The sequence below is a fragment of the Psychrobacillus psychrotolerans genome, from assembly GCF_900115805.1.
Classification (GTDB): Bacteria; Bacillota; Bacilli; order Bacillales_A; family Planococcaceae; genus Psychrobacillus; species Psychrobacillus psychrotolerans.
The window spans coordinates 476,111-492,544 of sequence record NZ_FOXU01000001.1; the positions used below are offsets into that span (position 1 = coordinate 476,111).

At 34.7% G+C, this 16,434-nt stretch carries 19 protein-coding genes; 4 read left to right on the forward strand and 15 right to left on the reverse strand.

Annotated elements, in window-relative coordinates:
* Positions 1–266: 266 nt before the first annotated feature.
* The 9 genes from BM260_RS02550 to BM260_RS02590 form a co-directional block, all read right to left on the reverse strand.
* A complete protein-coding gene (locus BM260_RS02550; protein WP_245762616.1) occupies positions 267–629 on the reverse strand; it encodes a hypothetical protein in 363 nt (120 codons plus the stop codon).
* Positions 630–780: 151 nt separating this feature from the next.
* Positions 781–1,113: a hypothetical protein gene (locus tag BM260_RS02555; RefSeq protein WP_093534699.1), complete on the reverse strand. Its 333-nt coding sequence runs from the start codon at positions 1,111–1,113 to the stop codon at positions 781–783.
* A gap of 445 nt (positions 1,114–1,558) precedes the next feature.
* Positions 1,559–2,068 (reverse strand): hypothetical protein, encoded by a 510-nt coding sequence (locus BM260_RS02560; protein ID WP_175496165.1) that lies wholly within the window; start codon positions 2,066–2,068, stop codon positions 1,559–1,561.
* Positions 2,069–2,073: 5 nt separating this feature from the next.
* Positions 2,074–2,340 carry a hypothetical protein gene (locus tag BM260_RS02565; protein ID WP_093534703.1) on the reverse strand — a complete coding sequence of 89 codons (267 nt, stop codon included), beginning with the start codon at positions 2,338–2,340 and terminating at the stop codon, positions 2,074–2,076.
* A gap of 331 nt (positions 2,341–2,671) precedes the next feature.
* Positions 2,672–3,043, reverse strand: a complete 372-nt coding sequence (locus BM260_RS02570; RefSeq protein ID WP_093534705.1) for a YxiJ family protein — start codon at positions 3,041–3,043, stop codon at positions 2,672–2,674.
* Between the two features lie 167 nt (positions 3,044–3,210).
* Positions 3,211–3,621, reverse strand: a complete 411-nt coding sequence (locus tag BM260_RS02575) for a VOC family protein (RefSeq protein ID WP_322788063.1) — start codon at positions 3,619–3,621, stop codon at positions 3,211–3,213.
* 142 nt (positions 3,622–3,763) lie between these two features.
* Positions 3,764–4,141: a DUF1428 family protein gene (locus BM260_RS02580; protein ID WP_175496166.1), complete on the reverse strand. Its 378-nt coding sequence runs from the start codon at positions 4,139–4,141 to the stop codon at positions 3,764–3,766.
* Between the two features lie 129 nt (positions 4,142–4,270).
* Positions 4,271–4,738 (reverse strand): DUF3885 domain-containing protein, encoded by a 468-nt coding sequence (locus BM260_RS02585; protein ID WP_093534711.1) that lies wholly within the window; start codon positions 4,736–4,738, stop codon positions 4,271–4,273.
* Positions 4,739–5,095: 357 nt separating this feature from the next.
* Positions 5,096–5,581 carry a GNAT family N-acetyltransferase gene (locus BM260_RS02590; RefSeq protein WP_093534713.1) on the reverse strand — a complete coding sequence of 162 codons (486 nt, stop codon included), beginning with the start codon at positions 5,579–5,581 and terminating at the stop codon, positions 5,096–5,098.
* A 211-nt stretch (positions 5,582–5,792) separates the two neighbouring features.
* Here BM260_RS02590 and BM260_RS02595 point away from each other — a divergent pair, with 211 nt between their 5' ends.
* The 4 genes from BM260_RS02595 to BM260_RS02610 all read left to right on the forward strand — a co-directional run bounded on the left by BM260_RS02595 (position 5,793) and on the right by BM260_RS02610 (position 10,853).
* Positions 5,793–6,476, forward strand: a complete 684-nt coding sequence (locus tag BM260_RS02595) for a response regulator transcription factor (RefSeq protein ID WP_093534715.1) — start codon at positions 5,793–5,795, stop codon at positions 6,474–6,476.
* 1 nt (position 6,477) lies between these two features.
* Complete coding sequence (locus tag BM260_RS02600) at positions 6,478–7,470, forward strand: sensor histidine kinase (protein WP_093534717.1); 993 nt, start codon at positions 6,478–6,480, stop codon at positions 7,468–7,470.
* 102 nt (positions 7,471–7,572) lie between these two features.
* Positions 7,573–8,256, forward strand: a complete 684-nt coding sequence (locus tag BM260_RS02605) for an ABC transporter ATP-binding protein (protein ID WP_093534719.1) — start codon at positions 7,573–7,575, stop codon at positions 8,254–8,256.
* Positions 8,253–10,853 carry an ABC transporter permease gene (locus BM260_RS02610; RefSeq protein ID WP_093534721.1) on the forward strand — a complete coding sequence of 867 codons (2,601 nt, stop codon included), beginning with the start codon at positions 8,253–8,255 and terminating at the stop codon, positions 10,851–10,853. Before BM260_RS02605 ends, BM260_RS02610 begins: the two co-directional genes overlap by 4 nt.
* A 433-nt stretch (positions 10,854–11,286) precedes the next feature.
* Here the strand turns inward: BM260_RS02610 and BM260_RS02615 are convergent, their stop codons facing one another.
* The 6 genes from BM260_RS02615 to BM260_RS02640 all read right to left on the reverse strand — a co-directional run bounded on the left by BM260_RS02615 (position 11,287) and on the right by BM260_RS02640 (position 16,324).
* A complete protein-coding gene (locus BM260_RS02615) occupies positions 11,287–12,498 on the reverse strand; it encodes an MFS transporter (protein WP_093534723.1) in 1,212 nt (403 codons plus the stop codon).
* A 403-nt stretch (positions 12,499–12,901) separates the two neighbouring features.
* Positions 12,902–13,582 (reverse strand): zinc metallopeptidase, encoded by a 681-nt coding sequence (locus tag BM260_RS02620; RefSeq protein WP_093534725.1) that lies wholly within the window; start codon positions 13,580–13,582, stop codon positions 12,902–12,904.
* 56 nt (positions 13,583–13,638) lie between these two features.
* On the reverse strand, positions 13,639–14,235 hold the full coding sequence (gene lhaT, locus BM260_RS02625; protein ID WP_093534727.1) for a lipoprotein heptaprenylglyceryl N-acetyltransferase LhaT: 597 nt from the start codon (positions 14,233–14,235) through the stop codon (positions 13,639–13,641).
* Between the two features lie 69 nt (positions 14,236–14,304).
* Positions 14,305–15,084, reverse strand: coding sequence for a menaquinol-cytochrome c reductase cytochrome b/c subunit (locus BM260_RS02630; RefSeq protein WP_093534729.1), 780 nt, complete (start codon positions 15,082–15,084; stop codon positions 14,305–14,307).
* A 41-nt stretch (positions 15,085–15,125) separates the two neighbouring features.
* A complete protein-coding gene (qcrB, locus tag BM260_RS02635; RefSeq protein WP_093534731.1) occupies positions 15,126–15,800 on the reverse strand; it encodes a menaquinol-cytochrome c reductase cytochrome b subunit in 675 nt (224 codons plus the stop codon).
* A 20-nt stretch (positions 15,801–15,820) separates the two neighbouring features.
* The gene (locus BM260_RS02640; protein ID WP_090561754.1) at positions 15,821–16,324 is read right to left on the reverse strand and encodes a QcrA and Rieske domain-containing protein; all 504 of its coding nucleotides are present in this window, start codon (positions 16,322–16,324) and stop codon (positions 15,821–15,823) included.
* Between the last annotated feature and the right edge of the window lie 110 nt (positions 16,325–16,434).

The window sequence follows — 16,434 nt, forward strand, 5'->3', positions numbered from 1 at the left end:
CTTCGGGGTCAACAATTTTTAATACTTTATTAGATTTCACATGAACTACTCCTTTCACACCTCCCCCAATGTTAAGAAAAAAGAGCTTTTGATCAACATAACTTATCATTATGAACACGTACTTAATTTAAGAGAAAAGACCTTTTAAATATATTCTACTTCCCTCTAGTTATTCCTTCTTCAACTAATCTGATTCTTTAGTTCAGTAAGAAAAAAGGCTCTACTTCTTCTTGAAGTAAAGACCCGTTAGCTTAATAAAATTTATTTTATTCACTTGGTATATAGCCAATTACTTCATTGGTATTGGGGTCAACGAGGATTAAAGGTGTACCGAATACAACAGTATCTTTATCTTCGAACGAAACCGTTAATACCTCTTTTCCATCATAAGTTTTATCCAAAAATTCGTAGCTATTATCAGCAATCGTTTTTTTCACTTTCGCACTTTGCCAATCTTCTTTAGCCCTGTCATACCAACCTTTTTCATTTATAAATTCCCATGCTACTGCCCTAACATCTCCATAATTATCCGTATCATTTGTATTTTCTATAACTTGTTTATTTGAACAACCAATGATTACCCATATCGAAAATACTGCTAAGGTTAAATATAAAAATTTTAATTTCATAATACTTTAACCTCTTTTCAATTAGACGATAAAATCTATTTTGGTATTCAATAATTCAACTCTTGTTAAACTAAACTGCTGCTTTAGTTCAATAAGAAAAAAGCCTTTACCCCTTCTGTAAGTAAAGGATCCGTTATTTGAATAACTAAGCTTATTTGAGATCCTCAATAGTTTCAATATCACTAAGAAAAATTAAACCATTTCTTTTTATCGTGTATCTTACGTAGTACGTCTTATCTTTCTGAATTAAATTCATTACCATCGGTTCCCTAACAATTACTTTAGTCCCTTCTTGATGTCCTACTGGGGCATTAGGGTTAAATCCCTTTATCCATGCTTCATTGTTATCGTTAGAATACCCTTTTTCAGTGACAGTAAAATCAGTTACAGTTAACACAGACGAAAAAGAATTATAAATTAAAAAAACAATTAAAAAGGCAACAGAAATTGTTATAGCCGAAAATAAAGTTCTTTTACTCTTCATAAAATTCCCCTTCCTTCACTATCCTGCTTCGTTAGTTAAATAAAAAACAGCTACCACTATAGGCAGCCACTGTTTAACTAAAGCACCCAATAGTGAAAAACATCTCTACATTCCTTTTATCCCATTAGAATCAAAAACCCAATTGTTAAAATCATTGATCCAATAGAAATTAGGTACACTATTACAAATTGATTAAAATTAATCTTTAATTTACCTTTTCTTTTCAGACTGTATAAAAACATAGTAAATATAATAACCCACGTTGCCATTAGAATATAAATAGAAACTAATATTTTATTTCACCGCCAACCTATTAATTCCCCCTGAATCTTTGCCAACCAAAACTTTAGCTTAAGATAACAAGAAAAATTGAGGATGATTATGTTTGGAGAAAAAAGTTGTGCCAACAATAATTTTTCACAAATAATTAGAGTACTTAGATAATTTATTTAATGGTTAGATCCTTAATCGTTATATAAAGTCGTCTCGCGGAATTCATTATATCAGCTCTGATATTTTCAATTTCATTTAAATTAGAAATCTTTATTTGAAGTTCTGCTAATCCTTTTAAATTACTGATATTTATATTCTCTTTTTCTATACCAAAATCTTGAATAAGCTTATTTGTAAAATTTTTTATTTTGCCGTTACCTTTCTTTCCAACATAAAATATAATCTTAATCTTATAACTTCTAATGGAAATTAAATACTGATTCAAGGCCCAAATATAATTATCTTTTTCGTTATCATAATGGCTTGGATCTCCAAAATGTTTGGCTTGACCACAATGATGACAAATTGCTATATAACTAACATGTCGCCTATTTACACCCGGTTGTTCAACATTCACAAAAACTTCATAGGGAATAAACACATCACGTGAACAAAATCTACAAATAACAGGCTCATCATAAATCGTGATACGACTTTTTTGGGGGCGTAGGGGTTCATCCATCCCGCTCATTCTTTTGTCACTTCCGTGTATTCAATAATAGATACATGTTTTTGTAACATATGATCAAATCGGTTTTTTTCTTGAAACATTCGGATTTCACCACATGACGTGCAATAAAATGATTGCAATGTGAGCTGGTCTGTTACCGTTTCACCTAAAGGATTTAAATCCGTATAAACTTCACGATGCAAAAATTCATCGTGCTGACAAAAAAAACAAACGAGCTGCTTGTCACGAATTTTTATTTGATATGTCCCTCTTCTTCTAACCATTCCATCACTCCTGATCATTAATACTGCCTTATTTTACGTTTGAATTAAATGAGGGTTCCAAATTTAAATAATTTACCCATTTAAAAAGACGCCATCTTAGTTTCTTCAACTAAACTGTAACGTTAGTAAATTTATAATGTCTTTTGGATAAGTTGGTCTGCCAATCGCATATTCATTTGCTTTATTATAAAATTCATTTTTCAAAATGAGTCACAACTCTCATTTGTATATATTGTACTATATTAGCAATTCAGTATTTTTTAGTTAAATCCTCTAAAAAAGACCTTACTCCTTCTTGAAGTAAAGCACTCGTTAGCTTAATAAGAAATGCTTATTTAGACAACAGATGTAATAACAATGTTCTTGTTTTTTCAAAGTTTTTATATTCCCGAAAGAAATCGTTATAGATTTCAATTTTGTCTTCAAAAAACTTATATTGTTTAAAGGAATCAAAGAAAGATTTCTGCAACATCTCAATTTGACCTTGTGGAACTTTATTTGTTTTACCCGCTAAAACATAACTTAGACTTCCAGCTATATTCATACAGTAATTATTAAAATCACCCGTTAGACAATCTTCTTCATCAGATAAACTTAAAAATTCTGTTCGAAAATCTACTTGTATTTTATCTGTATCCCTGTATGGAATTGGCTTTTCTAATTCGTTTTTAATTTCATTTAGTTGATCTATAATATTATCCATATTTTCACCCGTTGAAGTATGTCATTTACCTATTTTATCATGCTTCCCTATACAACTAACCTCCGGCATTAATTGAATAAGAAAAAAGGCTTTACCCCTTATTGAAGTAAAGCATCCGTTAGTGAAAAATGTATAATACTTATCCTACTTAGTTCATGTCATGATTATTAGTGGATAATCTTTTCAGTACATGAACATGTGATTTCTATTGTATTATTCATAGGGTCTAAAATAGGAAAACTCCAATATCCTTTCCATATGGGCTTATTGTAATATTTTGTTATATCATTTATTAATACGGAATTTACAATTTTTCCGAAATTTTCTTTATCACATTCTAACGACCAACCTATCCTTGGTTCTGTTCCACCTTTCCACCCTGGTTGAATGGAAAACTTTCTTGATGGTGGGTTAAATTCTTCATTGTAATCAATGCTCAATTGGTGTTCACCAATTTTAAAAGCTATGGAACCTTTATCATCCCATATAAGTATTAACTGAAGTATGTCTGAGTAAAACCACTTCATTTTCTCCAAATCGTTACAAAATATATATGTAAATCCCCATCGTTTTGCTATATTAAAACCCCCATTTTATTATATTTCCTTTTTCCACTAAGCTGTCCATTTAGTTAAACAAGTTCAACAAAAGGGGCATTAATCCCTTCTTGGAAGACCAAAATCCCGACTTAATGAAATAAGAAGAGTATCTATTTTCTAATTAAACCTTTTCAAACTCACCTCGAACTACTCGACTCATATCAATAACGTTAAGCATCTCATTATATAATTCTTCAATTCTAGGATCAGCGTCAACTTCTTTCAGAACAACATCGTGATGATGTTTATTATTGAATGTAGAAACTGAGCACATCAAAGTTTCATTTTCCTGTAGTTCAACCGATGAATCCATCCCTTTACAACCATAGATAGCATCAATAAAAGTGCTTTGGTAAGTGTCATCTTCAATCGCACCATATTCCTTGTAAATAACAGAGGCCATTTTATTAATTTCTATAAACCGTTCCTTATTCTGTTTCAAGACTGGATATAAATACAATACATTGTACATAAAAGACTCCTTTCCTTTCTTCTTCAACTAAACAAGTAAAAGGCTTTCTCCCTCTTAAAGTAAAGCACCCATTAGTTCAGTAAGTTCAACAAAGAGGCGTTTAGTCCTCGTCCTCCTGTATGATAAAGGGAATTAATAATTAATACTCCAACTCTTCTAATTAAAAAGCTTTTTTACTGACCACCCTTTATAAATACCTTTATATTTTTTGGAATATAAAAACATAAGCTCAGTTTGATAATCAACAAGTGCCAAAGCTTCTGTTTTAGTCGCTTTAATTATATAATCAAAACTTTTGTCTTCAATGGCAATATTAAATCCCGTTTCACTTATCTCACTAATACATTCTCTTGCAAATTCATTTGGTATTGCAAGTACATGGGTAATGTGACATGTATTCACCTGCGATAAGTTTATTTGGGATTGTTTTATTTTTATTCTGTTTGCCTTAAGTCTTTTTTCCTTTTCTTCAGAGGTTTCATAGCAATTGAATAGCCCTACACCAAGGGAATGATCAATTTCAATACGATTATAATCTAAAATCCATTTTCTATACTTATGATATAAAGGTAAAAGAGTATCTTTATTTATGCTAAAAACATCACAACCTCGGTCATCATACATACATATGAAATATTATATTCGAATTATTCACTATCTGCGGAGTTATTTGAGAAGAAAGGAGTTTACCGTTGTTCAAGTAATGCAGGACGTCTGTTTAAGTACATTTGAAACCACCAGTTATCCAAAGTGATTATGAAAACACCTAACAATAAGAATCATACTCACTATCCACCAAATTATGGATTTATTTTTTGTATAACTTTCATCTCCATGTTTACTGTTATAATAGCGAGCTTACTTCCCATCCCTTTTTTGTAAATTACTTTTCTTTCAATCTTCTTTATTCAGCTACCCTGCGACTTTAGTACAATTAGGAAAAAGCTTTACCCCTTCTTGAAGTAAAGCTACGCTTAATAATTATATTTTCTTAACCATCCGTACTGTTCTTAAAATATGCCCATCTAATTCATCATCAAACTCTTTTACAATTTCAAACCTTTTCGCTTCATAAAAGGTCATTCCAATCTTATTTCCTTTTGCAACGTTTATATAAATCTCTTTTGTACCTTTTAATTCATTAATTGCTTGTTGTAATAAAGCAGTACCTATTCCTTTCCCTTGAAACTCTGGATTAAGATAGATAGCAGCTAATTCAACAATCCCACCATCTCTTACTGGGGAATAGTTTGCAAAACCGACAACTTTACCATTAACTTCCGCAACATAAAGAATAGAACGTTCTAAACGTTGTTTCATACCTTCATCATTGTAAGCTGAATTTAAGAAGTTATTTTGTACCTCTAATGGAATTATGCCCTCATATGTAGCATTCCAAGTTGTTTTCGCTATACTTTGAACTTGTTTTGTATCTGCGTACTGCATCTTACGAATCGTAATACTCATATAAAGTCCTCCTTTTGTTCAATAACTTACATATATTAACTTATTCAACACAATCGTAGAAAAACCTTCTTATTAAGCTTGACTAACAATATACGACCCTCTTTATCTTTAAAATAGTACAGCAACCAGAATTTTTTGCCATATCAATTATTGCTGCTTTTTTGATATTAAGGTAAGGTTTAAAGTAACAATAAGTGAGGATGATTTTCTAATGAAAATATTGCTGGTGGAAGACGATCGTACAATTGCTTCAGGACTTGAATATTCATTGCAACAGGATCACTTTTCTACGGTTCTTTGTTATGATACGGTAACCGCTAAACAGGTGATAGCTGAACAATTAGATCAATTTACGTTATGTTTATTTGATATATCCCTACCCGATGGTGATGGATACGAATTATGTAGGATGGTGAAGGAACGGAGTGATATTCCTGTTATTTTTCTAACAGCGATAGATGATGAGGTGAATGTCGTGATGGGGCTTGATATGGGAGGAGATGATTATATTACTAAACCTTTTCGTATCCGTGAGCTTCTCTCGCGAATTAAATCCGTCTTAAGAAGATATCATCAACAGACCCAAACCAAATCGATCATTGAAATCGAAAATATACGGATTAACACGCTAGAAGGGAAAGTTTATAAGAATGACGATGAGATTTCATTGACTGCCTTAGAGTACCGATTATTGCTTATTTTTGCGAACCATATTGGGCAGATTCTTTCAAGAAATCAGTTATTAGAACGGATTTGGGATGTGGCAGGTGATTTTGTGAATGATAATACATTGACGGTCTATATTAAAAGATTAAGAGAAAAATTAGAGGACAACTCTCAAGATCCAAAGATTATTAAAACAGTGCGCGGTCTAGGATATAAGGTAGGTGTTTAGTATGCTTCGAAATAGAGAGATTCAGTGGTTATTCGTTACGATGTGTTCGATTAGTCTCGTGGCAATTGTGATCTCGGCAATGATGTCACTCGCTGTCGTAGTGCTTACTTGTATCACTTCAGCGTTACTTATTACATGCAGTTTGGTATTTACGAGATGGAGATATACGGAGATTGGGAATCTCTCTAGCTATTTACGCCAAATCAGTAATGGGAATTACACGTTAGACGTTCGTGATAATCAGGAAGGTGAGCTGAGTATTCTAAAGAACGACATCTATAAAGTGACACTCATGTTATCTGAACATAGTGCGCTTTTACAACATGATAAAGTCCAGCTTACGAATGCGATTTCCGATATATCACATCAGCTTAAGACTCCCCTAACCTCCATGACAGTCATGGCAGATTTATTAAGTGAACCCGAACTTCCTCCTGAGAAAAGAACGGAATTCACACGTAATATACGGATTCAACTCGAAAGGATTGGATGGCTTGTATCTTCATTATTAAAGTTCTCCAAAATCGATGCAGGAACGGTTCAATTTAAAAAAGATTCTATTTTGGTCAGAACATTGTTTCAAAAATCACTCGAGCCTGTTCTGATTCCAATGGACATTAAGGAACAAACGGTCTCGATTAAGGGTGATGACGCCGTATCTTTTCTTGGTGACCTTAATTGGACCGCTGAAGCTGTCATCAACATTCTGAAAAATTGCGTGGAGCACACACCTGAGGGTGGGGAGATCTCTATATCTTTTGCAGAAAATGCACTGTATACCGAAGTAATCATTGCTGATAACGGAAAAGGGATTCCGAAAGAAGAGTTACCCTATGTTTTCCAACGATTCTACAAAGGAAAGAATGCAAGCGAAGATAGTGTCGGTATTGGACTAGCCTTATCTCACAGTATTATTACAAGTCAGAATGGAGATATCAATATCAAGAGTGAGAAAGGAATAGGCACACAGTTTCATATTAAAATTTATAAATAACTCAATGCATTAAGTTAAGTGACTAAATAGTCATGTAACAGTCACTGTAAAGTCACAATAGACAGATATACTGATCTCATTAACACAAATGGAGGTCTTACAATGGAAATATTAAAAATTGAACATCTGTCTAAAACGTATGGTAAAGGTGAAAGTGCGGTAAAAGCACTTGATGATGTATCTTTTACAGTAAACAAAGGAGAATTCATCGCTATTATTGGTCCTTCAGGTTCAGGGAAATCAACGATTCTACATATGCTTGGTGGTGTGGATCGACCGACAAGTGGCAAAGTGTTCGTGGACAACACAGATATTTATAATCTTAATGAGACGCAACTGGCGATCTTTAGACGAAGACAAATTGGATTAATCTACCAATTCTATAATCTTATTCCGGTCTTAACGGTGGAAGAGAATATTAAGCTTCCCCTACTTCTTGATGAACATAAGGTGGATAAGAAGCAATTCGCGGATATCGTGAAGACTTTAAATTTAGCTAATCGCTTAAAGCATTTACCAAATCAACTCTCGGGTGGACAACAACAACGGGTGTCGATTGGAAGAGCACTAATTAGTAATCCTACGATTATGCTAGCAGATGAACCAACAGGTAATCTGGATAGTAAAAATGGCAACGAAATCATAGATTTATTAAAAATGTTTAATAAAACCTTTAATCAAACGCTGATTATCATTACCCATGATGAGCGGATTGCGCTTCAAGCCGATAGAATCATTACCATTGAAGACGGAAGGATTGCCAAAGACGAGGTGATTCGTCCGTGAATATTGTTAACAAATTAACAGTAAGACAATTAAAGGAGAACAAACGCCGCACACTAGTGACTATTATCGGTGTCATTATCTCTGTAATGATGGTGACAATGGTTCCTACATTTGTGGTTTCGGTTATGGATTTAATGCTAAGGCAAACGATAACAACTACTGGGGAATGGCATGTCCTTTATAAAGATGTGAATCCATCTCAACTCAAAGCGATTGATGCAGATGAGGACACTCATACAATTGGTGTATCAAGAGATCGAGGCTATGCCCTAATAGAAGAGGGAGATAATGCGAATAAACCCTATTTACATATTAGGGAATATAATGAACAAGGATTCAAGCAATTTCCAATTGAACTAAGTTCAGGGCAACTTCCTCAAGCAGACAACGAAATTGTTATTTCGGAGGAAATTGCAACGAACGCTAAAGTGGTATACAAGATCGGAGACACGATAACACTCGATATTGGCGAAAGAATTAGGACGGGGGCTAGAGATGCACCGGCACTAAAACAAGAGGACCCACTGGTAACAGATAAAGGTGAGCGTGCTGAAACAATAGAACATACAGAAGCTAAAAGTTATAAAGTTGTAGGCATCATAAAACGACCGACATGGGAGTCAGCAGAGGCACCGGGATATTCCATTTTCAGTTATGTAGATGAAGGCACATTGGGTGCAAATGATATCGTTAATGCCGCAGTTGTATTAAACAAAGTGAAGAGTTCCTTGTTTACACACGCAGAGGATTTAGCTAATCAAAATAACATTGGATCTGAGTCTATTGATTTTAATTATAGTTTATTGAAACGCTATGGATTGGCGATTAGCGATAAATTGAATAGAACAATTCTATCATTATCATTAGTCATTACGGGCATCATTATTGTTGGATCAGTATCGCTTATATATAACGCATTTGCGATTTCTGTCTCCGAACGGTCTCGTCATTTAGGTATGCTTTCAAGCGTGGGCGCTACAGCAAGACAGAAGAGGAATTCGGTATTTTTTGAAGGGATGGTTATTGGCTTAATCAGTATACCAATTGGAATCATTCTGGGAGTTGTAGTAATTGGTATTACGTTCTTGTTTATTAATCCGATGATTCGTCAAGGGATTTTTGGCATAACTGAGGAGTTGGCGATAACTATTACACCAGGGTCTATATTGATTGCCTGTGCCGTGTCGATCCTAACAATCTTCCTTTCAACCTATCTACCAGCAAGAAAAGCATCTAGAATATCTGCGATTGATGCGATACGACAAACAAACGATGTTAAACTAACAAATAAAACAGTGAAAACATCCAAGTTGGTTAGCAAAATTTTCGGTATGGAAGCAGACATTGGTCTGAAAAATTTAAAGAGAAATAAACGTAGATATCAAGCGACGGTCTTTTCACTTGTCATCAGTATCGTTCTTTTCTTGAGCATGTCTTACTTTACAGACAATATACAGAAAACGATTGAACTCCCACCGGATAAGAACTATGATATTCAAGTTTCTAAATTCGGTATGGAAAACTTAGATGATCGGGTTATCAACTCGATTGCTAATCTTGATGATATAACGGAATGGAATGTAACGAAAAACTTTGGTTTGTTTTCTTGGGTTGATGAAGATGTAATTGCAAATGAATATCATGACTTGGCTAAAGATGACCCAAGTTTACTGAAAGAAGGAAAGTACCGATATTTCATTAGTTTTCATGTCTTAGATGATAAAAACCTACAAAATTATGCGAAAAGTGTGGGTGCAGATTACAAGCAACTCATTGACGCAGAAAACCTGTCTGCTATTGTGGTTGATAAGCTTTCTTATAACAATGCAGCAGCAAATAAAATTGTAGCGAAAAAGGCCATTCATGCAAAAGTTGATCAGAGCCTTGACATAGTTGATATAGATTGGGAAACCGGAAAAGAGACACCCGTAAATAAGATTAAGATAGCTGCCTTAACGGGTCAACTTCCTATGGGAGTCGAGCAAGCAGAGGCGAGTTATGGGAATTTGAATATGATTATCTCTGAACAAGTCATGGATCAATTGGAAAGCAGAGAAAATGTTCAATTGTGGCTAAATCTAAAGTCCACGGATCCCATGGCCACACAACAGGAAATCGAGGAAATGAAAGAAAGTAATCTTATCATTAACAATGGGTTAAAAGATAGGCAGGAAAATGAACAGCTGATTCTCTTGATATCCGTATTGGGGTATGGATTCATCTTATTAATTACATTGGTGTCTATAGCCAATATATTCAACACCATCTCGACGAGTATCTCACTTCGCAAACGAGAATTCGCGATGCTGAAATCAGTTGGGATGACGCCCAAAGGTTTCAATAAAATGATTAATTACGAAAGTATATTTTATGGAATAAAATCATTACTCTATGGGCTTCCAATCAGTATCGGTGTAATATATTTGATATACAAAGCACTGATGACTAGCTTCCAATTTGAATTCACACTCCCTTGGATAAGTATAATATATGTTATCATGGCTGTATTTATCATGGTTAGCACAACCATGTTATATGCGAGTTCAAAAGTGAAGAAGGAAAACATTATAGATGCGTTAAAACAGGAGAGTATATAAGTTTATAATTAGGTTTTAAGATTTTAACCTAGTAGTGAAATGCTACTAGGTTATTTTGTTATAGTAGGGCACCGATAGATGACAGATTCATTCTCACTTGTACAACAATAGATTATGCCCTATACGAAGTTAAGGCACCTCTCGATTTACTAACATTATGGAGCTCAATCCCTTCAACCAGTTGGCTTTCGGCCCGCCACCTAACTGTCTACGCTTAAAGGCTAATGTTACCATTAGCCCTCCAAGACTCGCTACGAGTGAATGGCTAGTTCTTTCTCGACGGGAATCCCACCCGCTATATGATACGACCTAGGATTGGCCGCACAAGCACCCGTTAGTAAAAAACATCTCTATCATAGCAATCCTTCATAAAAGGAAAGCATATATAACTTAATAAAGAGAGAAGTAAAATTCCTTCTCTCTTTTAAATATATTATTCTGACTCCGTCGTTTTTCTAAACAAATTCTGATTCTTTAAAGCCATAATACTAACTATTGCAAGTAAAATACCAGAAACAATAAAAATACTACGTACACCGAAGTAATCTGAAAGAATACCCATTGTTAGCGAGGCAATTCCAAATGTGCCTGTTCCAATAGTGCCAAGAGAAGTATAAACAGTTGCTAATTGGTCTTTGGGTACGCTTGTTTGAATTAATGTTTGTTGGGGTATATTTTTCAATTGTCCAAAAAGCCCAATTAAGACGGATAGCACCATTGCGATTACAGGGAAACTCGTCAATCCAAATACAACCGTAAAAATGCAAGTCATAAACGCTCCTGTAATGATAAAAACGTGACGTTTTTTATCTACAAACAAGGAAAACTTAATGCACAATAAACTTCCTACTACTAAGCCTATAAAAAAAGCTGCATTAATATAACCCCACCAATATTCTTCCGCCTTTAAAGCCTGTTCGACATAGACCAATATTATTGCTGCTATCCAAACTGAGCCAGCAATAGTTTCAAAAAATTCCATACGGACCACTGTTTTTAATAACGGTGTCCGTTTAATAGTTCGCCAACCTTTGGTTAATTGAGACCATTTTTTTTCTTGTCTTTCTTCTTTGTGTTCTACATTTTTTAACAAACTCAAGAAAATGCTTGAAAAAATAAATAGTACAGTAACTATCCAGATTAGTTGGTTTGGACTGAATACGATTAATAGCATACTTCCAAAAAACCAAGTCCCTATTTGGATAGTTTGTGTAACTGTTTCTGCTATTCCGTTTGCTTCTACTAAGCTTTCTTCCGCTACATAAAAAGGAATTAAAGTTTGTCTAATTGGATTCGCACAACCATCAAGAAGAGCAATCAAACCAATCGCTACAAATATGAAATAATAGTTATTTGAATTAAAACCCATCATCAAAAAAAATCCTAAGCCCAATAAAAATAATGTTTTTCCTATCTGTGAACCAACTAATAAACGTTTCAAATTGTACTTACCTATTAGCAGTGGTGTTAAAACACTTGAAATAAACATAGAAAAAGTAATGGTAAACGGAACGAAGGCTGATGCGGTAGCTGACTCGGTTAAACTGTAAATAATGCTAATAACACCGACAATGTACAACACGTCGCCTATATTAGCTAATGATTGGCCAATCATTAAAAAAAGAAAATTACGATTTGATTTCAATATTATCCCCCATTTTCTTCTGAATTGCCTGAAAAAAATGAAGGGTGTTAAATTGGACTATTATGCATGAAACTTTGCTCCTTTATGTACGCAGTATGACAAAAATCACTGGGGGATAACATGACTTATCATATTACGTTTGAATATTAACTTGATTGTACCTTAAATCTTTATTAAATTAAATGGGCGTTCTTCGCAATTCATAACGATTATCAACCTTTATCTTTAACAGAACCAAAAAAATTAATAATTATGTTGAAGTGCTAAAACTCTTGAGGAAAAATCGACCCTTTTTTCGAATTCGTTAGATGATGTTACAAGTGAACAATTCATTTGCAATTCATTTGCAAACAAAAATGGAGGGAGATGACTACAGTCATCTCCCTCCATTTTTTAAACTTTATTAATCGTTTCGACTCATTCCAGTATAGATTAATACTAAACGTAATAACTCTAAAACAGCAACTGCTGTAGCAGCAACATAAGTTAAAGCAGCTGCGCTTAATACTTTTTTCGCGTGACGTTCTTCCTCATTGCGAATAATGCCGTGAGAAACCATTTGGTCCATCGCTCTACTCGAAGCGTTAAATTCTACAGGTAATGTTACAATTTGGAATACAACACCAGCAGCTAATAACACGATCCCTATCAACATCAGATTAGGGAAACTAGCTATCATACCGATCATGATGAAAACCCAAGAAGCATTTGACGAAATATTAGCTACTGGCACTAATTTATGACGTAAATTTAAAAACGAATATGATTCTTTATGTTGAATGGCATGACCGACTTCATGTGCTGCAATCGCAGAACCTGCAACAGAAGCTTCATGGAAATTATGAGAAGATAATGCCACTATTTTTGTCATTGGATTATAGTGATCGCTTAAAAACCCTCTACTCTCCACAACCTGAACATCAGCTAAACCATTTGCATCAAGAATTGTTCTTGCTACTTGAGCCCCTGTCATCCCGGATGTAGAACGAACTTTTGAATATTTTTTATATGTTCTTTTAACTTTCATTTGTGCATACAAAGGCAATAACAGAATTATTGCAAAGTATATAAGATAAGAAGCCAAATTTTTTCCCCCTCTATAATCTATACTTCTTATTTTAATAGGAATAATAGAGACATTCAACTAATACGCTTTGACCTTTGTTGATAAATAAAGGAAGCTAACAAAATACAAGCAATAGATAGCCAAAATGTAAAGTAACCAATCTGATCAGCATACTTATCTAGACTACTATATATTGGCATCTGATCAAAGACATAATCAATCACATCATTATGTAATGTCCAAATAGCAGCTATTATGATGTGTATCCATCTAAAGCGATAAAAAGGAATGTAGAGAATAGCCTGAACAGCCATTGCAAAATGCGATGCTACGAGCATCCAACCCATCCAACCTAGATAATCATTTTCAACATATGTCCAAATATTCATGACTACAGCCCATAACCCATATTTAACTAGTGTGATTAAAGCTAGAGCTTCAATCAACTTCCAGTTTTTCTTTAATAACCAAGCAAATAAAGCAATTGTAAAAAACAAACTTGCTGTAGGACTATCAGGAACGAATAGTAGGAATTTTGCCTCCGTTTGGGACAACTGACCTTCATACCAAATGTAGCCATAAATAGTGCCAAGTAGATTTACTATGAATAATAGCCACATAAATGTTTTGTTAAAGAGAACTAGTTTTATATACATTAGCAATTCTTTCATTTATTTGGACTCCCTTTTTGTGTAAGAAAAAAAGAGAGTCAGTTTCCTGACTCTCTTCATTTGTTAAAATTATTCTGCTGGTTGTAATGTAGTGATATACTCAGCTAGTTTTTGTAACTCTTCCTCGGTACCTGTAAATGTTCCACCAGGCATACCGCCTTTACCTTCATGAGCGATTTCAACGATTTCCTCAGCAGTATATTCTAATCCTACTAATGGTAAACCGATACCGCCCTCAAAGGAGTTACCGTGACACCCAATACAAGAAGAACCTTGATAAAGTTGATAACCTTCGGAAGTTTCATCAAACTCGACTGATACTTCTTCTTTAATCTCACCGTAAGCTTTAGCAGCTTCCCAGTCATGGTTTACAACAGATTCCCATGTTAAGTAAATGATTGAAGCAATTGCTAGAAGCATGAATCCTGTCGGTAATGGACGTTTCCATGGGCTTCTTTCCTTGCTTGTATCTAAAAATGGTACTAATAATAGCGCTCCGAAAGCCAATCCTGGCATTACGATTGCTCCAATAATATTAAATGGTCCTGAAGCAAATTCATATTTCAATAATTGGTATAAAAACAAGAAATACCAGTCTGGTACTGGAATATAACCTGTGTCAGCTGGATCAGCTGGGCGTTCAAGTGGCGATGGATGTGCAACAGTTAATACCAAATAACCAACTAAGAATACCGCACCGACTAACCATTCTTTAAGTAAAAAGTCAGGCCAGAAAGCTTCTGTTTTGCCTGGATACTCAGAATAGTCTTTTGGAGTGTTTTTCTTACGGTTAGAAAGATCTGGTACACGTGAGTCTCCAACGAATTTCATGCCTTTTCCGCGATGCATAGTGTCCCCTCCTTGTAACAATTATCTGTTCCATTTACCCATTAAAGTGGTCCAGAAATACCTTGACGACGAATCATGATAAAGTGAGCTGCAAGTAATGCAAATAGAGCAGCTGGCAAGAAGAACACATGAATCGCAAAGAATCTTGTTAATGTTTGTGCACCGATGATTGTTTCATCACCAGCTAAAAGCGTTTTAATAATTCCACCAACGAATGGAACAGATGCTGCAATTTCAATACCTACTTTAGTTGCGAACAATGCTTTCATGTCCCACGGTAATAGGTAACCTGTAAATCCTAAACCTAACATAACAGCGAAGATTAGTACTCCGACCATCCAGTTTAGTTCACGAGGTTTTTTATAAGAACCAGTAAAGAATACACGCAATGTATGTAAGAACATCATAACAATTACAAGTGATGCTCCCCAGTGATGCATCCCACGTACAATTTCACCGAATGCTACTTCATTTTGAAGATAGTAAACAGATTCCCATGCATTTTCAATATCAGGTACATAATACATAGTTAAGAACATACCTGAAAGAATTTGAATTACCGTGATGAAGAACGTTAATCCTCCGAAACAGTATACAAATGCCGAAAAATGATGTGCAGGGTTTACGTGTTCTGGTACTTCATGGTCTGCAATATCACGCCATATAGGAGTAATATCAAGACGTTCATCCACCCAATCATAGATTTTATTAAGCACTGATGTCGTACCCCCTTACTTTAAACTAATGTGTTAGGAATAGCTTTCCCAATTTCTAAGAACCCGTCATTTTCACGAACTTCATATTGATCCAACGGACCTAGAGGTGGTGTTTTTGGTACATTTTTACCGTTTTTCTCGTAACGACCAGCGTGACATGGACAGAAGAATTGATTTTTGTGCGCTGGGTCTGCTTCCCAGTTTACTGTACAACCTAAATGCTTACATACTGGAGAAAGTGCGATAATTTCATCGCCTTCTTTGTATACCCAAGCTGCATTGGTAATATCAGACTTGTACCATGCGTCCACTTGTTCAAAAGTGAAGTCAACACGTTCTGGAACTTCTGTAATATCGGCAATTTTCTTCTCCGTTAATACAAAATCTCCGCCTTCTTTTTTCTGCAATACAGGATCAACTGCAAATCGTACCATTGGCATAAGCATTCCAGCTGCCATAAATCCGCCAACACCTGTTAGGGTGTAACTTAAAAACTGACGTCTTGATACTTTATTGTTACTCATCCTTTTCCCCCCTCTTACTTAAAGGTTCAGTCCAATGGACATACTTGCTTGAATAATAATACTAGGACATATACATGATATATCAATAAAAAAGGAAGGTCAATATTCGA